The sequence below is a fragment of the Streptomyces sp. NPDC085900 genome, assembly GCF_044540925.1.
In the GTDB taxonomy this organism is placed as follows: domain Bacteria; phylum Actinomycetota; class Actinomycetes; order Streptomycetales; family Streptomycetaceae; genus Streptomyces; species Streptomyces gilvifuscus.
On the sequence record NZ_JBITSP010000012.1, the window covers coordinates 273,458 to 295,136 of the forward strand.

Consider the following 21,679-nt stretch of genomic DNA (forward strand, 5'->3'; position numbering starts at 1 on the left):
TCCCGTGCGTTGCCCGAACGCAGGTTGACGGCGGCGAGATCGGCGAGGATGCGGGGCCGCAGGGACTGCGCGCCTTCCCGCGTCTTGCTCAGCCCCGTGACCAGCGCCGACCGGGTCTGGTCCAGTTACTCGTGCTTGGCGAGGAGCACAGCCGCGTCGCTCCAGACCTCGGCCCGGCAGGCCTGCGGACCGGCCTCCGCCAGTTGCAACAGCCGCAGGCCCAGCCATACGACGCGCAGGGAGGACGCTTCGAACCGGAGCGCCAGCAGCACCGTCACGGTGCAGCTTGCCGGTCCCCCGCAGGACCGCCGACGGCGAAGGCCACGGAGGGAGCGGATGGGCGGGAGGCCGCGGACCAGCGGGATGAGAGCTTGGCTGCCGTGAAGGTTCGCGGCGGAGACGCCGATCGACGGGGGGCAACCCGCGGCGGTCGACGATCAGGTGGGTTTGTCCGTGCCCAGCTCGTATCAGTACATCCGCACAACTGAAGGGGTGGGACCCGTGTGGGTCCGGCGGGGTGATCGCACGCCCGGGGCCGGTGAAGTGACGCGATCCCGGGCGTTTTCCGTACCGTCGGCGCTGGTAGCGGTTGCCACGCGCCGTCACAGGTGTGCCGAGGCCTCCTCCTGCAGCAGCGCGGAGATCTGGTTTGTGTCGTCGAAGATGCGCATGACGCCCTGGATGTCGGGGGCGGTGGCGGAGTTGACCAGTTCAACGAAGATGACCACATGGCCGTCGTCGGTCAGCAAGTAGCCGGCCTGGCTCTGGTCCGCCACGGCGAGCCGGCCGTTGAGCCGGTCCAGGCCGATGACGGTACCCGGTTTGGCGAAGACCTTGCCTCTGGCCGGGCAGTGAGTGCAGGAGCTCGCGTTCGAGCCATCGACCCCCAGAATGGGCAGCGACAGCCGGAAGGCGGTCGCATCGGGAGTGTGCAGCCAATAGGCGAGAACCTGGGCGAGGCCGACTGGCGTGGCCTTCTCTGTCGCGTCGCCGCCGCGTCCGTCATCGAGTTGGAACTGCGTCGGGTCGACGTGCGCGACCCGGGTCAGGAAGTCGTGCTCGACCCCGAATCCGCCGGCGAAGCAGTCCTTGCTGCCCCGCAGACCGGCCATGTTGCACAGGGCCAGGTTTGCGCCGAGGTTGTGACTGACCTTCAGGATCAGCTTGGCGTACTGCCTGTAGGGCGGGGAGATATAGGCGGCCACCCGCGAATCATGGTCGTAGGAGGCGGGCAGTTTGCGCTCCGGGTTGGGGCCGGTCTGCCGGGCGCTGACGGTGACGCCTGCCCGGCCGAGCGCCTCGATCAGCGCGGTGCGGCCAAAGGCATTGGGATCCTGGACGGGTGAGGTCCTCAGGACGGGCTGCGTCCCGGCCGCGATCTGCCCGGACACGGTGATCTTGGTGCCGTCCGGGGAGGCCTTGACCGCGATGTTCGTCGTACCGCCGGCGGCCACCGTCTGCACCTTGAAGTCGACGCTGTACGGCTTGACCTGCGGGCGCCAGAACAGCTTGGCCGGGTGCCCGGCGGTGGTGGGGGTGGTGAGCAGGTCGATGAGGTTGTCGTTGATGATCAGCGGGGTGGGCTGCGGGTCCAGCTCCGGGGGCGTGAAGATCCTGGGATCGACGACGACGTCGCCCTGGACGCGGGTGATGCCCGCCTCGCGCACCTGCCGGGCGATCTGGTCCACTCCGGCGAGCGGGTTCTCCGGGGTGAGCGTGGCACCGGGCAGGTCGTTGGCGGACGTGTGGTCGATGTCGGTGTAGTCCACCGAACCGTCGGGCTTGGTCCGCCCGCCCATCGTCAGGTCGCCTTGGGCGACCAGTGCCAGGTTCCCCTTCAGCGTCGAGCCGTGGCGCGTGCCCGCCGCGTACACGGGCGTGGTGAATCGGTGGCCTGGGCCCAGGCTGTGCCAAGCGGCCGAGAGGGTGACGAGTTTGGTGTCCGAGCCGGGGACGAAGGACTGCCGCGCGAACTGGGAGTGGATCACGTACCCGTCCGAGGGGTCGACCTCGTAGACGCCCCATTGCGCACTCTCGTAGCCGGGCTTGTGCATGATCGCCTCGACGGCGGGCGGGAGGTCGCTGACGTGCCCCGTTCCGCGTGTGCGTGCCGGCGCGGCCGCCAGAGCCACAGGAGCGGTGACGGCCACGCCCGCCAGGGTCACGATCGTCGCGCAGGCTGCGGCCCAGGGCCGCATCCGACTACGGAACATCGATTTCATGCACACCGCCGATTCGAGGAAGCAGTCCAAACCGAAAAGCCGTGAGGTATACGACAAATTCGGCAGAATCGTACGGGCCAGGCCCCACTCACCCTTCCGGCTGCACTCCCCGATGACGGCATGTCGGGCGCAGATCATCCCTTCAGCCGATCACAGCCGAGCCCGCGCCGCCGGCCCATCACACAGGGTCGGTTCGCGTCACAGAAGGGCCCTGAGACGACGATCGATCCGCCGTGCAGGTTCGCCGTCCAGCGGCACTCCCACGCCGTACCGACCCTGGGGGCTGGCGGCAGTACACGGTGAGCATGCATGGCGATCCCTCACAGCGGGTCTGAGCAGCCGCCGGCTTGCTGACCGCGGTCCTGACAGGGGCGGACGTCCCGCGGAAGAGCCGTTTGTGCTTCCTCGCGTTCCACGGCGGGCAGTGATCGGCGAGAGGCCGGCAGGTCGACCGATGGCCCGGTCGCAGGGGCGGCCCTCATGGACCGTCAGGCCGCCCCTTCGCATCCGCGTCGGCCTTGCTGTCCTGACCAGCCGCAGACGATGAGCAGGTTGCGGTGGCCGGTGTTGAGGCCGGCCGACTGCGTCAACACCGCCTCCGCTCTGCACACCGTCTTCGTCTTCCTGCACATCCACCACGACCCACCCCACCCCCGGCCTGCCCGCCTGCCGGGTCCGCTCAGGGAGTTCGGCGGGCCTTCCCGGGACAGGCGGCCCAGGGGGCGGGGTTCAGAGGACCGGCTGCGGTGGTCAGATCTGGCTGGCCCCGCCGTCGACGTATATCTCGGCACCGGTCATGCAGCTGCTGGCCTCGCCGCAAGGAAACTCAGGACGCCGGTGACGATGGTGGCATTTTCGGTGGCGCGCAGAAGGCGTTCGGCGTCACCGAGGTTGTCGCCGCCCAGACCGGGTATCCACAGGGCCCCCAGCCCTGCTGGTCGAGTTCGGCCGCAGCCTCGCGGATCTCGACGTGGTCAAGGTGCAGACGGTGTTCCGGACTCCAGATGCCGGTGGTGCCGATGTCCATGGCAGTGCCTTCCTCCACCGCGGTCCGTGCGGCGTGTGGGTGGTGCGTCCGGTCGCGGCGGGCCGGCCCTGGTGCGCCGTCCTGCCGACCGTTCAATGCCCTTCACCACAAACCAGAAAGATGACGCGTCAACTATCTGCCTGTGTGTGCCACCCAGCCCACGCTCCCCTTCACGGCGCGCACTGGAATCTTGCCGACGGTGCCGCACCGGGGTGCCGGCTCTTGGGCTTCAAGGTCACCTTCAAGCCCCACGCGGTCCCCCAGGGTCAGCATTCGTTCGCCCTCGGCGCGAGCCGTGCGCCCGGGGTGAACGAGCCGATCGGGCGGTGGGGCACTGGCCCCGCACTCACCTGGGCGCCTGACCAGGGCCTCAGGACAGGACCCGCGGACGAGGCTCGTCGGCGCTACCGGGACGCCGGCGACCCGGAATACAGTCTCCGGCAACCTGCTCGGCCATCTTGGCCAATCTGAGGTATGGGTGGAGACAGCATGCTGCACGCTGTCCCCTCCCCCAGCCCCCGGGGTGCCACGAAGGAGTGCGCAATGGGTAAATACGAGGACGTCTTCCACGCCAGCAGCGAAGACCCGGAGAGCTTCTGGCTTGCGGCTGCGCAGGGCATCGACTGGGATGTCGCTCCGCGACGCGCCCTGGACGCCTCCGGCGCCCCGTTCTACCGCTGGTTTCCCGACGGGCGACTGAACGTCTGCTTCAACGCGCTGGACCGTCACGTCGAAGCGGGACACGGCGATCAACCCGCACTCATCTACGACTCGCCCGTGACCGGCACCCGGCGCACCTACAGCTACACCCAGCTGAGGGACGAAGTCGCGACCTTCGCAGGAGGGCTGGCGCGACTGGGCGTGGGGCAGGGCGACCGTGTGGTGATCTACATGCCGATGGTCCCCGAGGCCGCCATCGCAATGCTGTCCTGTGCACGGATCGGCGCGGTCCACTCGGTGGTCTTCGGCGGGTTCGCCCCGCACGAACTCGCCCTCCGCATCGACGACGCCGCCCCCAAGGTCGTCGTCTCCGCCTCCTGCGGCATCGAGGGCAAGCGGGTCATCGCGTACAAGCCGCTGCTCGACCGAGCCATCGAACTCGCGGTCCACAAACCGCAAAAGAACGTGATCCTGCAACGCCCTCAGGAGCGAGCCGAGTTGGGGACCGACGATCTCGACTGGGCCGACCTGGTAGCCGCGGCACCACCGGCCGACTGCGTGCCCGTCCCTGCGAACGCCCCCCTCTACATCCTCTACACGTCTGGAACGACCGGAAAGCCGAAGGGAGTTGTCCGCGACAGCGGCGGGTACGCGGTGGCCCTGCACTGGTCGATGGGTGCGGTGTACGACGTGGGCCCAGGCGAAACGATGTTCACCGGATCGGACGTCGGCTGGGTCGTCGGCCACTCGTACATCGTCTACGCCCCGCTGCTGGTCGGCGCGACCACGGTCCTGTACGAGGGCAAGCCGGTCGGCACTCCGGACGCGGGGCAGTTCTGGCGCGTCGCCGCCGAGTACCGCGTCAAGTCGATGTTCACCGCGCCCACAGCTTTCCGGGCCATCCGTAAAGAGGACCCGAAGGGGCTGCTCACCGCGAATTATGACATCTCCGGCCTGCGCTACCTCTTCCTGGCAGGCGAGCGCCTCGATCCCGAGACGTACCACTGGGCGAGCACCCTTCTGGACATCCCGGTGATCGACCACTGGTGGCAGACCGAGACGGGCTGGCCCATCGTCGCCAACCCGATGGGCATCGAAGCCGCGCCCGTCAAGCCCGGTTCACCCACCCGCCCGCTGCCGGGCTGGGATGTCCGCGTCGTCGACCCCTCGGGCGATCCGGCACCCCCGGGCGTCGACGGTGCCATCGTCGTGAAGCTCCCCCTGCCGCCGGGCGCCCTGCCCACCCTGTGGAACGACGACGACCGCTACGTCGCCTCCTACCTCTCCGCCTTCGACGGCTACTACCTCACCGGCGACAGCGGACACATCGACGACGACGGCTACGTGTTCGTCATGGGCCGTACGGACGATGTCATCAACGTGGCCGGACATCGACTGTCCACCGGCAGCATGGAGGAAGTCCTGGCGGCTCATCCCGATGTAGCGGAATGCGCAGTCATCGGCGTCGCTGACGCTCTGAAGGGGCAGATCCCGCGCGGTTTCGTCGTCCTCAAAGCCGGCACCAGCCGCGAGGCGAGCGAGATCGAGGCCGAACTGGTCCAGCTCGTGCGCGACCGCATCGGCGCCGTTGCGTCACTCAAGAGCGTTGCGGTCATTGCCGCCCTGCCGAAGACCCGATCGGGAAAGATCCTGCGCAAGACGATGCGCGGCATCGCCGACGGCCACGACGAGCCCATCCCTTCCACCGTGGACAACGCGAGCGTCATCGAAGCTCTCCGCCCCGTTCTGCGCAGCCAGGATCCCACCCCTTGACCGTCGGCCAAGGGCCGCCTGACCGCCGGTGGACGTCAGGCGGCAACCGGCGGCCCAACTCCGCACCTACCGTGCCACCTACGAACGCCGCAACCCGGTCCTCAACCGTGACCGGCAAGCCGCGACATTCGCCGAGTGGTACCTGGACTGGCTCACTCACGAGGAATCGCTGAACACGCCCGAACAGCGCCGAGCCGCCCTGCAGAAAAGACACGCGGGCGTGGACAGACCCATCTGGTTTCGCTGGTTCGCCTCCTAGAGTCCAACAACCACTGCGTTAAGGTCGGGCAAGGAACAGATGGCGGCGGCGGGCTGAGCGCATTGGCTTGGGGCCGCCGTGGTGTGGCTGGTGACGGGCCGGTGCGGCAGTATGCGGCCTGATACTACCGAGGCCCAGTCAACACGAACCCACGTACGACACCGGCGGGCTGCGGGTGACCTCGGCAACTGCCTCTTGGACTTCGGGACGCCGAGGCCATCGGACACCCCTGTGCAAGCGGAACCGACCGAGGCGAGGATGACGACGTGTTGGTCGTGACTGCCGTCCTGGAAGCCCCCGATACCGCCGCTGTCCCTTTATGACCGGAGGTGGAGCTGCCTCCCTACCAGTTAATTGCTCTCTCAGCCAGCATGTCCTCACCGGAAGTCTGCAGCGCGCTGACCATGCTGACCGCCTACAACGCGCGGACCGGTGATGAAGACCGCCCCCTAATAGGCGCTGGCGAGGCGATTCGACGGCTACTGGACACAGACAAGATCATCGCACCAGGAGGTCTGCGCGTTCACGACACCCGCGTGAGAGGCGATCTCCCAGTAATCCTGCACACCGTCCAGAAGGAACTGCAAGGCTTTTCCCTCCCTCACCAAGCCTGGGCCACGCGCCATGTTTCGACCCTCGCCGACCCACTGGCAGCCAGACTCGACGAAGATCTGGCCATCTGCGCACCACTACTACCGGCTACTCCTGGCCGACTCGCCCCCTGACCACCCCTGACCGATCCCGAAAAGTCTGTGCCACAGCCTGACTTCGGCAGACGGCACCAGCGGGCTTGGGCACGAGGTGAGCGCCGTGTCCGCCGCCCACCTCGACTGGACCGGTCAGGTCAGCCGTCAACCACGGGGCCTTCCCGCACTGGCGTCAGCTCCGAGCTTGAAGCTGAACTCCCGGTCACGCATGGGGGATGACGGGGGTCGGGGCGCAGCAGAGTTCTGATGCGTCCGTGCTTCGGTGGGGGGTGCCGCGATGATGTGTGGTGCCGTGGTCGCGGGCTAGTTCGCCCATCGCCGCATGCAGCGCGCCTTCCAGGACTGAAGGTTGATTCAGGGTGCCACGTCCGTCGGGTGGACAGATCCAGCGCAGGTCACCCCAGCGGCAGTGCGGAGCAGGCGTTGCGATCCAGCCGCCCGTGGTGAGGTAACGGATGTTGTGTCCGACCCAGATGCTTGAGGGGTCATGCGGCAGGAAGAAGCCGACGTGCTGTCTCCTGCTGTCGAGCAGCGCGGGGCCGGGTTCGACGCGAGGCACGCAGGACAGAACGTCGGCAGTACGCAGCCCGAGGCAGGCGGGAACGATCAGCACGTCCCAGAATCGCCCCGCGGCCAGAAGGTGGATGCCTGTGGTGCCGTGCTGCCAGTCGCTCTTGCACAAGCCCGGCTCGCGAGCTGCAGCAGCAAGCCACTCGACCGCGTTCGTCCAGCGCGTAAGCGCCATCCCCAACCTCCTGCGTCCTGGCGGGCCGCACAACCCGGCCGCCATCTGACCCGACCGATCACTTGATCACCCCGCGCGCGACAGGTGGCGGCACGCTGCCCCGACCGAGCACTCCCACCGAACCGACGCCGCTGCCACGCAGACCCGCACTGCGCGCGTCTTCGTTCCCCAGCCGTCGGCAGGATGACTCGTCGAGGAGTGCGGCACAGCCGGCGGGGTCCGAGCCGACTGTCACCCCTGACGCAATGAGTGATCACTCATCGCCACTGTTTGCCTGTGTGCGACATGCGTTGAAAGTGCGTGAGCGCCCAGTGAAACGGTGCGTGGAAGGGAGGACCAGAGGGGAGGTGCGCAGTTCACCGCATACAGCGAGCGCCAGCGCACAAGGACGGCGAACAAACGGGGACAAGCGCTGTCACGCGCCCCCTTGCGCATACCGCCTTGAGGCACGCAGGAGGCGAACTCGGGGCACGGTCCACCCGTCACACAACGTGCGATGAATGTGACGGAAGAGGATGGTGAGCAAATGGGACCCCACCCCCGATGCCACGCGCCGAGGCTACGGCGAGACGCCGTCGCTGCGATTCCGGGCCGTCTCCTGCCGGCGGCTGGGGAACGAAGGCGCGCGCAGTGCTGGCCCGGGAATCCACTCTCGACATGTTCTTGAGCAGCGCAAACACCTCCACCTGACGAAGCGGTGCCACTTCCTGATCTACAGCCAGGAGCGGAGCCGTCGGAGAAAGACGGGAGCGAGCGTCGAAGATCGCTGGGTAGAGTGCAGGCGCTTTGCCCCGATGACCACGTCGCCGAGGAGGCCGTCCCATGGAACCCGTCACGCTGATCACCGGTGGCTCGACCGGAATCGGCGCCGCCACCGCCCGCGCCCTGATCAAGCAGGGCCACCGCGTGGCCGTCACCGGACGCGACGCGGGCAAGCTGGCCGCTTTCGCCACCACCGTTGGGGCGGGCGAGCGGCTGCTGACGATCACCGGCGACGCCGGCGAGGCAGATGACGTCGCCGCCTCCGTCCGCCATGTGCTGGCCACCTGGGGCCAGTTGGACAACGTCATAGCCAACGCTGGTTTCTCCCTGCCCGGCAACTTGGAGACCCACGCCCCTGAGGACATGCGCAACATGATCCTCACCAACGTCCTGGGCCCCGCCCTGCTGATCAAGGAGACCCTGCCCCACCTGAGGACGTCCAAGGGTCGAATCGTGATCATCGGCTCGGTCGCCGGCGTCCGCCACACGCCCGGCAACCTCTACTCCGTCACCAAGTGGGCCGCCCACGCCCTCGCCGAGAACACCCGCCTCCTGGTCGGCCAGGACGGAGTCGGAGTCACCGTTGTCGCCCCCGGCGTCGTGGACACCCCCTTCTGGCACGCCCGCGGCGGCACCCCCGAGGCAGCCGCCACGATGACCGCCGAGCAGATCGCGGACACCATTGTGTTCGCCGTGAACCAGCCCGCAGAAGTGGACATCAACCACATCACGGTGCGGCCGACGGGGCAGGTTGGCTGAGGTAGAACTCCAAGGGCCGTACGGGGAGTGGCCGTTGGCTCCGCCATCCATCGTGTGGCGCGGGCCAGGTCGCCTTCGGATCTGGTTCACCTTCCTCTGGGCCCGCTGATCGGCTGCTGGACCGCAGTCCGCAGCAACGGCTGCGCCGGATGAGCGAGCGGGCCGGGTGGTCGGCGCGCGGTGCGGCTTCCGGGGCGCGGCCTCGCTCGCGCTGGCCCTTTCCGTGCCGACACCGCTCGACTTCGGCGGGGACTTCCTCGACCGAGGGTTTCGGCATTCTTGGTGAGCCGCTCATCGGAAGCGCAGGCGCCGTGCACGGCGACCATCGCCCCAGACGTCCCGCCGCATGTACTCCCGGCCTGATGTGACGTGCGGTGTGTACTGCCTGATCAGCGTGCTCCACTGGCCGGTGGTGGCGGGCCGCCTGTGGGGCACGCCACCTGGCACATGGGCCGCTGCGCCCGTCAGATGGTGGACCGGGCGCCGGGGAGTGCTTCGCCGAAATCGATCTCGGCATATCTGCGCTTGAGTCCGGCGGCGGTTCCGCTCGTGGTCGTGGATCCGCTGATCACGGGCCCGGAGGCGGATCCCCGGGCGGTCCACAGCAGACCGTCGGAGTTCTCGCCGGGGGCACCCACCATCACGTCCGCCTTGCCGTCCTTGGTGACGTCGACGAGGTGGGTGGCGGCGCCGAAGTCGTCACCGCTCTCGGCGGTCCCGGGCACGCCACTGGTGTTCTGCGTGTAGGCCCGCGAACCGGTCGTGGTGAGACCGGCGGCGGATCCGCGCAGCAGCGTCACCCCGCCCGCGTACTTGGCGGACCCCACGGACTCCCCCGGCGTGCCGACCAGGACGTCGGCGTACTTGTCGCCGTCGGTGTCGCCGACACCGAGGGACATCCCGAACAGGTCACCGTCCTCGCCGGCGCCGGGCACACCCGCGGTGTCCTGGTGAATGATCTGCGGTTTCTGGCCGGGTGTGATGCCCTGCGCGCTCCCGTAGAGCACCTGGATCTCACCGCCGCGATGGGCGGGGGTGGCACCCGACGTCAGGGACGCGTCGTAGGGCACGCCGGTGACCAGGTCGCCGTAGCCGTCGCCGTTGATGTCGCCGATCTGCCCGGACAGGCCGTCGGCGAGCGGCAGTTCGGTGTAGCGGCCGTCGTCGCCCTCGGCGTAGACGGGTCCGCTCACGTCCCCGTCAGTGGGGCCCGGCAGCCAGAAGCGCTCGGCCCGTCCGTCGCCGTCGACGTCCCCCATGACGACACCGCGGTTGGTCCCGAGGTCGTTCACGAAGTTCCTCCGCGCCGCGGCTCCGGTACGGGTGAAAGGCCCGGTGTAGGTGGTGGCGCCGCAGTTGCCGGTGACCGCGATGTCGGGTGCTCCGTCGCCGCCGACGTCACCCACGGCCAGACCGGCCCCGAACCCGCAGCCCTCGTCCAGCCCGGTCGGGGGTGAGATGGAGGCCCCGCCCTTGAGGCCGGTCGGGCCTCCCCACACCACGGTCAGCGAGCCGACGCCCCACATGGTGCCGGCGGACTCGGCCGGCGTGCCGACCAGCAGGTCGGCGTAGCCGTCGCGGTCGAGGTCTGCGGAGGTGACCGCCTCTCCGAACCCGTCCCATTCCTCCGGCGTGCCGGGTATGCCGGTGGTGGCCTGGGTGATGACCGTGCGGTGGGCGGCCGACACCCCGGTCGCAGAGCCGTAGAGCACGACGACCGCGCCCGCGGCGTCCACCGTGCCATTGGCAGCCCCGGGTGCCCCGACGGCCAGGTCGCGGTAACCGTCACCGTTGAAGTCGTCTTGTACGGCTGCGGTGTTGGCGCCCCGGTAAGGCGCCGCGGCTGAGGCCGGGCCTGCCGGCAGTACGACGGCGGTGAGCGTGGTGGTCGCGCTCACCGCGATCGCGGCGGTCAGGAAGCGCGGGGAGAACCTGCGCGAGGTACGGACGTGCGGGTGGTGGGACATGACGGCTCCGGGTTCGGGGGCGTGCGGTACGGGGCGGTTGTGCGTCACGGGCCGGTCACCACGCTTCCGAGGTGGGCAGCGCCGGCCGATCCGAGGCCCGCGCCGCCGGTGCTGACGCTGAGGGAGCCGGACGCGGTGACGGACGTGGCCGAACCGCGCAGTGACCACACCGCTCCCGCGCCGCCGTTCTCGCCGGAGGCGGCGACGACGAGGTCGCCGTAACCGTCCTTGTCGGTGTCGACGATCCGCACGGCCGAGCCGAAGGCGTCGCCGGTCTCCGAACTGCCCGGGACACTTGCGGTGTTCTGCGTCCAGACGCGGGCGTGAGCGACGTCCAGCTGCCCGGTGGTGCCGCGTACGACAGTGACGGCACCGCTCGTGCCGTTCTCTCCCGGCGCGCCGATCACGAGGTCGGCGCGGCCGTCCTTGTCGGTGTCACCGATCGCGACGGAGGCACCGAAGCGGTCCTTCGCCTCACCGGAGTCGGGTACGCCGGGCGTGTCCTGCGTGATCGTCTGGACCCTGCTCGGGGAGCCCGAGTACCCCGCGTCGTAGTAAATGGTGACCTGGCCGCCGAGCGACGTGTCCGGACTCTGCGAGGGGTCCTCGGGGGTGCCGATGACGAGGTCGGGGGAACCATTGCCGTCCAGGTCCCCCACCGCGGACGTGGTGCCGGCGGGCAGGTCGCCGCCCTCGAACCCGGCCGGGTCGGCGAAGTAGGTGCCGGGGTCGTCGCCGGTCCCGTCGTAGCCCCAGCCGCCGTCCGAGACGCCCCGGCCGTGGACGATCAGGCGGTCGTCATCGGTGTTCGGCAGGTCGATCGCCGTCAACGCGACGATGCCGTAGGCCGGGTTGAAGGCGTACCCGTTGCCAGAGGTCCCCGTCTGCGAGGACAGGTCGGCCGGTATGAAGGTGACGTCCGTATCGTTGGCGCCCACGGCGATCGACAGCTTGCCGTCGTTGACGGGGTTCAGGCCGTTGTAGGTCCCCACGGCCAGCGTCCGCCCGTACGCGTCGTGGGACGACGGCCACGGGTCCTCGACCGACTTCGCCTTCGTCAGGCCCGAGGACGTGCCGTAGACGACGGTGACCGAGCCGCCGCCGTCGTCGCCCGCGACGTCCTCACCGGGTGAACCGACGACGAGGTCGCTGTAGCCGTCCCGGTTGAGGTCGGACACGACGACGGCCGCGCCGAACCGGTCACCGGCCTCGGCCGCCCCCGGAACGCCGGCGGAGTTCTGCGTCACCACGGTGCGTCTGGAAGGATCGATGCCGTGCGCGGTGCCGTAGAGCACCACCACCGCTCCGGCCTGCGCGTGCCCTGCCACGGTGGCGTCCGGAGCGGAGATCACGACGTCGCGGTAGCCGTCCTTGTTCACATCGCCCGGTGTGCCGACGGCGGCCTCGGCACTCGCCACGGCCAGGGGCGTGAGGCCGGAAGCGAGCAGTGTCGCGGACATCAGCAGAGTGCGTTTGCGCACGGGCTACTCCAGAGAGCGTGAAGCGGGACGTGACATGGCGCCGTCATGGCAGTGCCCGCAAGACTCTCGGGATGGCGAAAAGGTTGTGCAGGTAGTCGATGTTTTTCCGGACAGTGGGGCCGGAGACCCGAACTCCCGGTGACACGGCCGCCGGCGGCACCCACGAGGCCCAGCCGTACCTGGTGGGTATCAGGTCAACTACCGCTTCTGGAGGCAGCTTTGCCGGACACGGTCAGCGAAGGGTTGGCGTGAGCAGGCAGGCCCTCTGCGAGGTGCCGCTGCAGGTGCCCCAAACATGTCTGTTCGTTGTGCAGGCCTTGTCGCGCCCCAGGGAGCAGAAGGGAGAACTGCTGGACTCCCTTGCACCCTGGCCGCGGGAAGGGGGCGAAGCGAACGCCGCGCCGTATTACGTGCCCTCACCGCGGCCGAGCAACACCTCAACCACGCCGGTGCCGACCGGCCAGCGGAAGCTGGGGAGGGCGTTTCGATGGTGTTCGAATGGATGGCCGGGATTCAAGGGCCGCGCCAACGGTGCGGCGTAAAGAGGTCGACTTTAGAAAGTTGCATCAGTCGACCGAGTGGCAGGCCCTCCCGGCGTCTGCACGATGTGGCGTTGAAATGGGGCCTCCGGGTCACGCGACTCAAGCATCACTTCCTGACCGGGCGGTCGGCACGTATCGTCCGGACATGGACACCATTGCCTCACCCCGCGTCCTCGTCATCGGGCTTGATCCGTATCGGTTGCCCGGGCCGTGGGATCCCGAGCCGGTAGCCAAAGCGATCGAGGCGGGACTGGCCAAGTTCGCCGAACATGACGTGTCCGTCGAGACCTGCCTAATCGGTCTTGATGGAAGTGACGACGTAGAAGTGGTCGTCGGGAATGCCCTGCGAGCCCATCCGTGGGAGTGCGTCACCGTCGGCGGTGGTTTGCGGCACTCAGACGATCAAGTTGAACTCCTCGAACAAGTCATCAACCTAGTGCGGCTGCACGCACCGGAGGCGGCCATCGCGTTCAACACCACCCCAGCCACTACCTACGAGGCCGCTGCCCGTTGGATCGAGTGACGACAACAATCCCAGCAGCTTGAGTCCCGGCTCCTCCCTTTCCCTGTCTGGGAATGGCATGGCGGTGTGCACAGGAGGATGCCGGACACATGAGCCCTTGGGCGTGGGCCGCCGACCGCGTTCGGGCCGAGCCGCGCGGATCCTCCAGCGCGTCTCGCACGAGCTTTGGCTGTCAGCGCGACGTGGCACACTGACGGCGCAGGCGGCGGTGAACGGGGGCGATCCGGTTGGGGTTGGAGATCGAGAGTCGGCCGTCGGAGTTGCCGTACATCGAGAGAGTGTGGCGCAGCCGCAGCATCGAGGTGGGCCGGATGACGTCGATCGCGGCATCACATTGGGAGCTTGTCTTCTGGGAGCACGACGGCCAGGTGCAGGCGGCCGTGGTGGGACCGGAGCCCAGGGCGTGTCTGGCTCCCGTCCCCAGGGATGCCACGTTCTTCGGTATCAGCTTCGCTCTCGGCACCTCGATGCCTCACGTGCCGATCAGCCGGCTTGTGGGTGGCAGCGCGGAGATCCCCGACGTGACGCGGCGCTCGGTGTGGCTGAAGGGTTCCGCTTGGCACGTGCCCGATTACGACAATGCGGAGACGTTCGTGCGCCGCATGGTGCGTGAGGGCATCGTGGACTGCGACCCGATCGTGCCGGCGGTGCTCGGCGGCATGACCCCCGATGTCTCTGAGCGGACCCTCCAGCGGCGTTTCGTCGCGGCGACGGGCCTCACCCAGGGGGCCATCCGACAGATCCAGCGTGCCCGCGAGGCGGCGGTTCTGATCCAAGACGGGGTGCCGGCGCAGGACGTCGTGCACCGGCTGGGCTATTTCGACCAGCCGCACCTGGCGCGGTCCTTGACCCGGTTCATCGGCCGGACCGCCACTCAGCTGAGAGCCCCGGACAGGGCGGAGCCGCTGTCGCTTCTGTACAAGCCCTCTTCCCCGGTGCCCGCATAGTCTTCCTGACGTAGCCGACGGGGTCGGCTCGCCCCGGCCGGAGCGCTCTTCGGCCGGGACCGGGCAGACGGCTCTGAACTCATCACGGAGGAATCATGCGCAAGGTCGTTTCGGGTCTGTTCGTCTCGCTCGACGGTGTCGCCCAGTCGCCGAACGAATGGCAATTCGCTTTCGACGAGGAGATGGGCGCGGCGCTGGGAAAGACGCTGGAGACGGCCGACACGATTCTGCTGGGCCGGACGACCTTCACCGAGTGGGCCGGCTACTGGCCGACGGTGACCGACGGCGAGGACGCCGGCTTCGCCAAGTGGATCAATGACTCACCCAAGTACGTCGTCTCCTCCACGCTGGACAGCGTGCACGACTGGGCGAACAGCTCGCTCATCAAGGGCGATCTGGCGGCCGCGATCCAGGAGCTCAAGGCGGGCGAGGGCAAGGACATCACCGTCGCGGGCAGCCCCACGCTGGTGCGTTCGCTGCTGGAGCAGAACCTGCTGGACGAACTGGTACTGCTGATCCACCCGGTGGTGGCCGGTGAGGGCCGCAAGAAGCTGTTCGCCGACGACGCCACTTTGAAGAAGCTGGAGCTGGTCAGCGCTCAGCCGACCAGCAGCGGAGTGATCATCGCGACCTATCGTCCGATGCGCTAGCGCGGTCGGCGAGGGCCGGGAACTCGCCGTGGATCTCCCGGCGCAGGGCGGGGCTGGCCAGTAGTCGCAGGCGAGACCGTGCGTAACTCAGCACCCGTCTAGTGGCCCATCCACGAGCTTGAGCAGAGGCTCAGTTGGACGGACGCCTACCACTGCTCAACTGCCCCACGCGACCGACCGCTGCGCAGTCTGTCCGGTCTTGGCCCGCCGCGCGCTGTGGGAGCTGCCAGACATCTGAGGAGCTAGGCGGGCAGGGGCTTCGCTCACACTTTGTTCTCAGTCTTGACCCGAGACGGTCCATGGCCCCGCAATCGTCCGAGCGCGTTTCGATTCCACCTCGACCATGCGGTCACGGCATGGTGGAGGGTTCTCGCCGGAAGCTGCGCAGAGTCCAGCACGTGATTGGGCGCGTGGTTGGGGAAGAGATTCACGCGGATCTCACCGTGGGACGTCCGGATGGTGGCGATCGGGTTCCCGGTCGACTGGGCCACTTTTGCAGTCCTTCGCTCGTCACCTTCTGTGCCCACTCAGTGTGCCGTGCGTGCGATGCATCCATCTGCCCGGCCAGCCACGCAAGGAACAGAGCGCGTGGGCGCACGCGGTCGCTTCGAACACGAAGACCTGTAGGCCAACCTCGCGGGCGCCGAATAGACCGACCAAACCTTCGCCGCCTACGGAGCCGACAGCACCCCCATCACCACCCTCCGCGCCTGGGCCACGCCATGGGCCAACGTCCTCGCAGCCCGCCTCCATGAACAAGCCGACGACCCGAACAACGACTGAACACGTCCAGAAGAGACCACATCCAAAAGCAATCCCCCGACACCAGCCCCCTGGTCACAGCAGCGCCCGCCCGGGGCCGTTTTCGAACAACGCCGCAGCCGTAACGGCGACAGCCATCAACACACAAGCGGCGTCTACGCTTTGCGTGTGCGATATCTGACGGAGCCCTTCGCTGTGGGCGCCCTGAGGCGGGGCCGATCGGTGGAGCAGTTCCTCGGTCCTGCCGGCTCGCCCGAACGTCCCGCGGTCCGCTACATCGAGGTCAGACCGGCAAGGACCCGCTACGACATCTACCTACGCACTCTGGAAGACGTCGGTCACGAGACCTTCGTAGACCTGGTCGAGTTCCCCCCTCTTGACGCCGACGACGAGGCAGAGGAGTTCGGCCGTCTCGTCGGGACACGCGAGGATCCGCTTGGCGCCCTGGCAGCCGCCGAAGACGTCACCCGAGCGGAACGCGGAAGGTGGGTCAACGCCGGTGTGATCCAAGACGAGTACCGCGACTACGTCACGGCAGGACGGCCGACGCACAGTTCACCAGACGGGCACCCTTGGCCTCCGCCGCCGCCCATGGGCTGACCGTCCTTGGACGGTACGACCCTCGAGCCGGGACCAGGGACATCACGGCTGATCCCCCCCCCCCCCCGGGGGCCCGTGGCGTTGTACATGTGCTCACGCACCCCCGATGACTTCGGGCGCCACAGGATCGAGATCGCCCCGACACCAGCAGCGTCGTCGACATCACCGACATCACGATCAGCAAGCGTCGCGGCATCCACCACGGGTCCGGCTCTTTTCCCGCCAGCGTCCGCTGCACCACGCCCCGCACCAGACTCTCCCACCAAGGTCCCCGGCCGCACGGCGTGTCCCCATGCCTGCATGCGCCTGCACTACGGGAGCCCGATCCTGCCGAAAGCACGCCTCACCAGTGCCAACCAAAGATCCGTACGCGGTCCTTAGGGCAATCGCCTGAGCCACCAAACGGCAATGCCGTAGGCAACGGCCGACACAGCCAGTCCCGTGAAGACCGTCGCCTCGTACGCCCAGTCGGGCAGTGAACGCATGAAGAACCCAAACGTGACGTCGCGCGTGACGAGAAACGCTGCGAGGGCGGCGAACATCGCCCCCGCTGAGTGTCGGGTCCACCCTCCCGGCTTCGAGGCGACGCGGCGATCCGAGTGAGGGGCAAGGGGTTCTGTCACCCGTCACTTGTACCGGTCCCGATGCCGCACATCAATGGCTGGCCGCCCGAGCCACATTGCGGCAGGGGATCCGTCATGAGCTGCATGGGTTTGTTCGAGGCTGATCTGCTGGCGTCGCCGACCTCGACGAGGTCCCCGCCCGCCCAGTCAGCCGCACGCGCTGCGAGCGTTCATCTGCTGGTAGGCGAGCCGGTGCAGGTCGCCGTCGTGCGCGACGGCTTGGTGCAGCGGCGTGTCTTCTCCCGTTGGCCACGTCGGCGAATCGCAGGGGGAGGTTCCGCCCTGAGGGCTGGGGAGATCATTGACGGATCAAAGAGGGGGCCGTGAGGAGGTGCGTCATGGCGCAGCTCAGCGCGCAGGTCTCGCACGGCGGGGTGGTATTTCTGCTGATGCGGGGAGTCGGCGCGCTGTTCATGGGGTCGGTGCGGGAAGCGGCGAATCAGCGGTGGTGGGACTCCCTGTACGGGCTGCTGAGCGTGGGGCAGTGGGCGGTGCTGGACGGCACAGCCAGGGCCACTAGGCTGCGGGTTCCCCGGAATGATCACCGTTCCCTCACAGAAGTGGACCCCCGATGCCCACCACCGCCGGTCCGTTCACCGCCGACGAGCGTCTGGACCCGCAGGAGATGGTCGTCCTGCATCGCGTCTTCCGCCGCGAGATACCGCTCCTGGCCGACCTGATCGAGGCCGCCGCCCCGGGCGACCGGCGACGCACCGCCGTACTCGCCGACCATCTCGACCTGGTCCTCGGTGCCCTGGGCGAGCACCACGAGGGCGAGGACGATTTGCTGTGGCCCAAGTTGCGCGAGCGCGCCGCCCCCGGCGACAGCGTCGTCTCACGGATGGCCGGCCAGCACGAGGCCATCGCCGGCGCGCTCGCCGCGGCCACCGAACTGTCGCACCGCTGGCGCACCCAGGCCGACCGCGACACCGCCCTGCCTCTTGCCGAAGCCTTGCGCACACTCGACCGGCACGCCGCGGCCCACATGGACGACGAAGAAGAACACCTCCTGCCCCTGATGACCGACCACATCACGCCGCGCGAGTGGATCGAGGTCGGTGAACGCGGACGCCGCAGCGTCCCCAAGTCAAAGCTCCTGATCTTCCTGGGTGCGATCCTCGAAGACGCGACCCCAAACGAACGCCAGCTGTTCCTTTCGCAGATGCCTGCCCCCGCCCGCCTCCTGTGGCGCACCCTCGGCACTCGCCTCTACAAGCGCACCACCGACCGAGTGCGCCGAAGCGGTGCCGCGCTCCCCCCGACTTAGAGGTCGTTTTCAGCTGGTTTGCTCCGCCTCATGTATCTCTTAACTCGTCCTGGGTCCCACGCGTGTCGATTTCCGGGACACCTCCGCTAGACGGAGGGGGCATCGGTGCACGTCTTGGGATGAGACAGGCTTCGCAGGATGAGACTGGCAAGTCGGGCCTCACAGGCGGCCCCTGGAGCGCCTCCGCCTTTGTCGCCCCTCAAGTCATGCCCTGCCACAGGTACATGTTTGGATGAAACAGGCTTCACGGGAGAAAACGACCTCTTAGAGGTCGTTTTCTCCCGTTGTTTCATCCCGGGATGCGTATTTGATCCGCTGATGCCGGGTCGCGCCAGGAGATGGTGGTCTCGCCGGTGAGACGGCGGGCCATCAGGTCGGTCATGGCGAGATGGATCATGGCCTCGGAACGGGCGGGGAGGGCCTCGTAGTCGCGCGCCAGGCGGCGGTGGAGCATCAGCCAGCCGTAGGTCCGCTCGACCGCCCAGCGTTTCGGAATCGGGGTGAAACCCCTGGCCCCGGGCGCGCGTTCGACTATTTCCATGTCGATGCCGCGGGTGGCGGCGTGCTCGACGAGGTGCTTGCGGTAGCCGCCGTCGACCCAGACCTTGCGCAGGGCGGGGTGGTCGGCGGCCACCTGTCCGAGCAGGGTGCGGCCAGCGGTGGAGTCCTGGACGCCAGCCGCGGTGACCAGCACCGCCAGCAGCAGGCCGAGCGTGTCGGTGACGACGCTGCGCTTACGCCCGACGAGCTTCTTGCCCGCGTCGATGCCCTGCGTCCTGACGGGCACGGAGGTGGAGGTCTTGACGCTCTGGGCGTCGATCACACAGGCCGAGGGGTGGCGGTTCTTGCCTTCCTGCTGACGCACCAACTCGCGTAAGAGACCGTGGAGCTGGGCGAAAACGCCGTCGGTCTGCCATTTGGCGAAGTAGCCGTAGACCGTCTGATGGGGCGGGAAGTCGTGCGGGAGGTAGGCCCACTGGCAGCCGGTGCGGTCCACGTACAGGATCGCGTTCATGATCTCGCGCAGGTCGTGCCGGGGCGGCCGGCCGAAGTCCAGGGCCCGGCCGCGGCGTTCGAAGCGCCAGGCGGACAACACCGGCTCGATCAACTCCCAGCGGGCATCGGACAGATCACTCGGATACGCACGACGGTCGGTCATGACCCGGGCGTACCGCCGATTGGGGGCGTGCGCCCAGGCGTGTGTTCCGCCGCGCGGAAGCACGGGACAGATCCAGGCGTCCTGGAATGAGACGGGCGTAGATCCGCCCACGCCCCAGATGCCACACCATCCGCCCCGCGAGCCGCGACCCACCCCGCAGACTCACCAGCATCAGCTCGTCGACAGGCGCAAAATAATAGATAGCACCGCACTGCAGATGAAAACGACCTCTAAGAGGTCGTTTTCTCCTGTGAAGCCTGTTTCATCCAAACATGTACCTGTGGCAGGGCATGACTTGAGGGGCGACAAAGGCGGAGGCGCTCCAGGGGCCGCCTGTGAGGCCCGACTTGCCAGTCTCATCCTGCGAAGCCTGTCTCATCCCAAGACGTGCACCGATGCCCCCTCCGTCTAGCGGAGGTGTCCCGGAAATCGACACGCGTGGGACCCAGGACGAGTTAAGAGATACATGAGGCGGAGCAAACCAGCTGAAAACGACCTCTAAGGCCTCCGTGAGACGGCGGTCTTCTCCCGGCGGCCGCCGCCGACGAAGCGCTGGAGCCGTGAATGCGTGGCGGAGCGGTGGCCGCTGGGAGCCAGCTTCGGCGTTCACCTGGGTCACTCGTGCGCCTGCGATTCCCAGTGACTCGACGATACGGTCGGCGGCTGACGGCGAGAAGAGGCCGGTGGTAACGCTGAGGCCGAATTGAGGCGTGGGAGGATTTTCCACCTCGCGTAGCAGGAGGAAAGCCTCCCCCTCTGCCGGAGAGAACGCAAAGCAGTGCCACTCGCCGAGATTGTCGCAGGTGGTCTCTGCGGGGCCCCACCGCTTCTCCAGCGCCGCACGGTCGATATCGACCTCAGCGAGCCACCTGATGTCACGCGGACTGACGTCTTCTCCGGGGACCCGCTTCATATCCGCGGGGTTCAGCTTCCTCAGGTCCATATCTACCGCACCTGTGTGATGACGATCGGAATGGAGGCCATTCTTCGCCGTCCATCTCGAAGTCCTTGACACCGTCCTCCACGCCGGCCTCCCAGGAAGCGTATCCAGGTCTGTTGTTGGCCTCGGGCTTCACGGTGGTGTAGAACTCCAGGCTTCCCGGCTTGGCGCTCTTGGGGATGGGACCGACATGTGCCTGTTCCGTGGCGTTTCCATGCCACCTCGGGATCTTGCCCCACAGCTCGCCGGACTCAGCAACGGTGCGGGCGTTTTCGACTGTCTGTTTTCGCGACGTCAGCCGATGGAACGGCCCATACAGGGTCACCGGCCCCTCCGGCATACTCTCCGGTCAGCGCCTTGGCCCGGCCGCGACGGCCGCACTGCCGATCGTCATGCTACCGCCGGTCGCCGTCTCCGCGGCACACACCGGTGCGGTGGCCAGGCAGCCCTCGCCCACGGGTGATCAAGGGGCGGAGAGTCGCCGTCCGTCCGCGTCCAGGTGAACGAGGACACAACCGATTTGGGACGTGGGCCACCTCCGTACGAGGGTCTCAGGCCTGCAGCACCGCAGCCGGAGGGGACACCGTCACCAGAGCCTGGCGTACTTGGAGCGGCTCATGCATCTCCACGCAGCGTCCGGCTATTCCATGCGCTACGGCGCATCCCGAGGCCTTGGTGCGAAGAGCCGTCGAGCGGGGCATGGAGTGGCTCGCTCCGACGGCGGTCCCGCCCCGCCTCCGATCCGAGGCGGGGCGTCAGTCCGCGGAGTCCCTCTCCGGCGTCCCGTCGTCCACCGCGTCCGGATGTGAGACACGGCTGGCGGACTGGTCGTCGGTGCGGTCCGCCCCTTGCGGGTCGATCGCGGCCGCCCAGCGCTCCGCCCAGCGGGCGAGGGGGTTCAGGGCGTGGCGCGCCTCCTGTCCCAGCGGGGTGAGCTCGTAGCGGCTGTCCGGTAGTTGGTGAATCACCTGGGCATCCAGCAGTTCGGTCAGGCGCTGCCGCATCACACTGGAGGACATGTCGTCGCACCGCTTCTGCAAGGGGCGGAAGCCAAGCGGACCCGCGCGAAGCTCCCAGAGGATGCGCAGACTCCACCGCCGCCCGAAGAGATCGAGTGCGGCCATGAGGGGGCGGCCGGTGGTCGAGCCGCGAACAGGATTGCCAGGCCTGGGTGTTGCCATGTCGGGATGTCCAGCTCTCCAGGGTTGATGCTTCGAATACCGACACGCTAACATCGGTGACCGCTTCGGAAATCGAAACAGAAGAGGCTGTGCTGGCACCTGCCCTGACGACCTGGGTGAGAA

The 21,679-nt window shown here is 68.0% G+C and carries 16 protein-coding genes and 1 pseudogene; 7 read left to right on the plus strand and 10 right to left on the minus strand.

Annotation, left to right across the window (positions count from 1 at the left end; genetic code table 11):
* Positions 1–125: 125 nt before the first annotated feature.
* The 4 genes and pseudogenes from ACIGDI_RS34610 to ACIGDI_RS34625 form a co-directional block, all read right to left on the minus strand.
* Positions 126–278: a hypothetical protein gene (locus ACIGDI_RS34610; protein ID WP_399905333.1), complete on the minus strand. Its 153-nt coding sequence runs from the start codon at positions 276–278 to the stop codon at positions 126–128.
* Positions 279–305: 27 nt separating this feature from the next.
* Positions 306–444 (minus strand): annotated as a pseudogene (locus ACIGDI_RS34615) (IS5/IS1182 family transposase); the annotation flags it as partial.
* A 158-nt stretch (positions 445–602) separates the two neighbouring features.
* Positions 603–2,222 carry a D-alanyl-D-alanine carboxypeptidase/D-alanyl-D-alanine-endopeptidase gene (gene dacB, locus ACIGDI_RS34620; protein ID WP_399905153.1) on the minus strand — a complete coding sequence of 540 codons (1,620 nt, stop codon included), beginning with the start codon at positions 2,220–2,222 and terminating at the stop codon, positions 603–605.
* An 826-nt stretch (positions 2,223–3,048) separates the two neighbouring features.
* Positions 3,049–3,249 carry a hypothetical protein gene (locus ACIGDI_RS34625; protein WP_399905156.1) on the minus strand — a complete coding sequence of 67 codons (201 nt, stop codon included), beginning with the start codon at positions 3,247–3,249 and terminating at the stop codon, positions 3,049–3,051.
* 543 nt (positions 3,250–3,792) lie between these two features.
* On the opposite strand from ACIGDI_RS34625, the gene ACIGDI_RS34630 reads away from it, so the two are divergent.
* Positions 3,793–5,682, plus strand: coding sequence for a propionyl-CoA synthetase (locus ACIGDI_RS34630; RefSeq protein WP_399905158.1), 1,890 nt, complete (start codon positions 3,793–3,795; stop codon positions 5,680–5,682).
* 1,168 nt (positions 5,683–6,850) lie between these two features.
* Here the strand turns inward: ACIGDI_RS34630 and ACIGDI_RS34635 are convergent.
* Positions 6,851–7,393, minus strand: coding sequence for a hypothetical protein (locus ACIGDI_RS34635; RefSeq protein ID WP_399905161.1), 543 nt, complete (start codon positions 7,391–7,393; stop codon positions 6,851–6,853).
* 822 nt (positions 7,394–8,215) lie between these two features.
* Between ACIGDI_RS34635 and ACIGDI_RS34640 the strand changes: the two genes are divergently transcribed.
* Positions 8,216–8,914: an SDR family oxidoreductase gene (locus ACIGDI_RS34640; protein WP_399905164.1), complete on the plus strand. Its 699-nt coding sequence runs from the start codon at positions 8,216–8,218 to the stop codon at positions 8,912–8,914.
* Positions 8,915–9,378: 464 nt separating this feature from the next.
* Here ACIGDI_RS34640 and ACIGDI_RS34645 read toward each other — a convergent pair whose 3' ends face one another.
* Together ACIGDI_RS34645 and ACIGDI_RS34650 are read right to left on the minus strand one after the other, a co-directional pair.
* Positions 9,379–10,929 (minus strand): hypothetical protein, encoded by a 1,551-nt coding sequence (locus tag ACIGDI_RS34645; RefSeq protein ID WP_399905167.1) that lies wholly within the window; start codon positions 10,927–10,929, stop codon positions 9,379–9,381.
* Positions 10,926–12,362 (minus strand): hypothetical protein, encoded by a 1,437-nt coding sequence (locus tag ACIGDI_RS34650; protein WP_399905170.1) that lies wholly within the window; start codon positions 12,360–12,362, stop codon positions 10,926–10,928. Before ACIGDI_RS34650 ends, ACIGDI_RS34645 begins: the two co-directional genes overlap by 4 nt.
* 687 nt (positions 12,363–13,049) lie before the next feature.
* Here ACIGDI_RS34650 and ACIGDI_RS34655 point away from each other — a divergent pair.
* From ACIGDI_RS34655 to ACIGDI_RS34675, 5 genes are all read left to right on the plus strand, one after another.
* Positions 13,050–13,427: a hypothetical protein gene (locus tag ACIGDI_RS34655; protein ID WP_399905172.1), complete on the plus strand. Its 378-nt coding sequence runs from the start codon at positions 13,050–13,052 to the stop codon at positions 13,425–13,427.
* Positions 13,428–13,654: 227 nt separating this feature from the next.
* Positions 13,655–14,374, plus strand: a complete 720-nt coding sequence (locus ACIGDI_RS34660; RefSeq protein WP_399905175.1) for a helix-turn-helix domain-containing protein — start codon at positions 13,655–13,657, stop codon at positions 14,372–14,374.
* Positions 14,375–14,469: 95 nt separating this feature from the next.
* Complete coding sequence (locus ACIGDI_RS34665; protein WP_399905178.1) at positions 14,470–15,024, plus strand: dihydrofolate reductase family protein; 555 nt, start codon at positions 14,470–14,472, stop codon at positions 15,022–15,024.
* 984 nt (positions 15,025–16,008) lie between these two features.
* The gene (locus ACIGDI_RS34670; protein ID WP_399905181.1) at positions 16,009–16,386 is read left to right on the plus strand and encodes a hypothetical protein; all 378 of its coding nucleotides are present in this window, start codon (positions 16,009–16,011) and stop codon (positions 16,384–16,386) included.
* Between the two features lie 1,194 nt (positions 16,387–17,580).
* A complete protein-coding gene (locus tag ACIGDI_RS34675) occupies positions 17,581–18,276 on the plus strand; it encodes a hemerythrin domain-containing protein (RefSeq protein WP_399905184.1) in 696 nt (231 codons plus the stop codon).
* A gap of 289 nt (positions 18,277–18,565) precedes the next feature.
* Here ACIGDI_RS34675 and ACIGDI_RS34680 read toward each other — a convergent pair whose 3' ends face one another.
* From ACIGDI_RS34680 to ACIGDI_RS34690, 3 genes are all read right to left on the minus strand, one after another.
* The gene (locus ACIGDI_RS34680; RefSeq protein ID WP_399905187.1) at positions 18,566–19,435 is read right to left on the minus strand and encodes an IS5 family transposase; all 870 of its coding nucleotides are present in this window, start codon (positions 19,433–19,435) and stop codon (positions 18,566–18,568) included.
* Positions 19,436–19,697: 262 nt separating this feature from the next.
* The gene (locus ACIGDI_RS34685; protein ID WP_399905190.1) at positions 19,698–20,378 is read right to left on the minus strand and encodes a hypothetical protein; all 681 of its coding nucleotides are present in this window, start codon (positions 20,376–20,378) and stop codon (positions 19,698–19,700) included.
* Positions 20,379–21,130: 752 nt separating this feature from the next.
* A complete protein-coding gene (locus tag ACIGDI_RS34690; RefSeq protein ID WP_399905324.1) occupies positions 21,131–21,610 on the minus strand; it encodes a winged helix-turn-helix transcriptional regulator in 480 nt (159 codons plus the stop codon).
* Between the last annotated feature and the right edge of the window lie 69 nt (positions 21,611–21,679).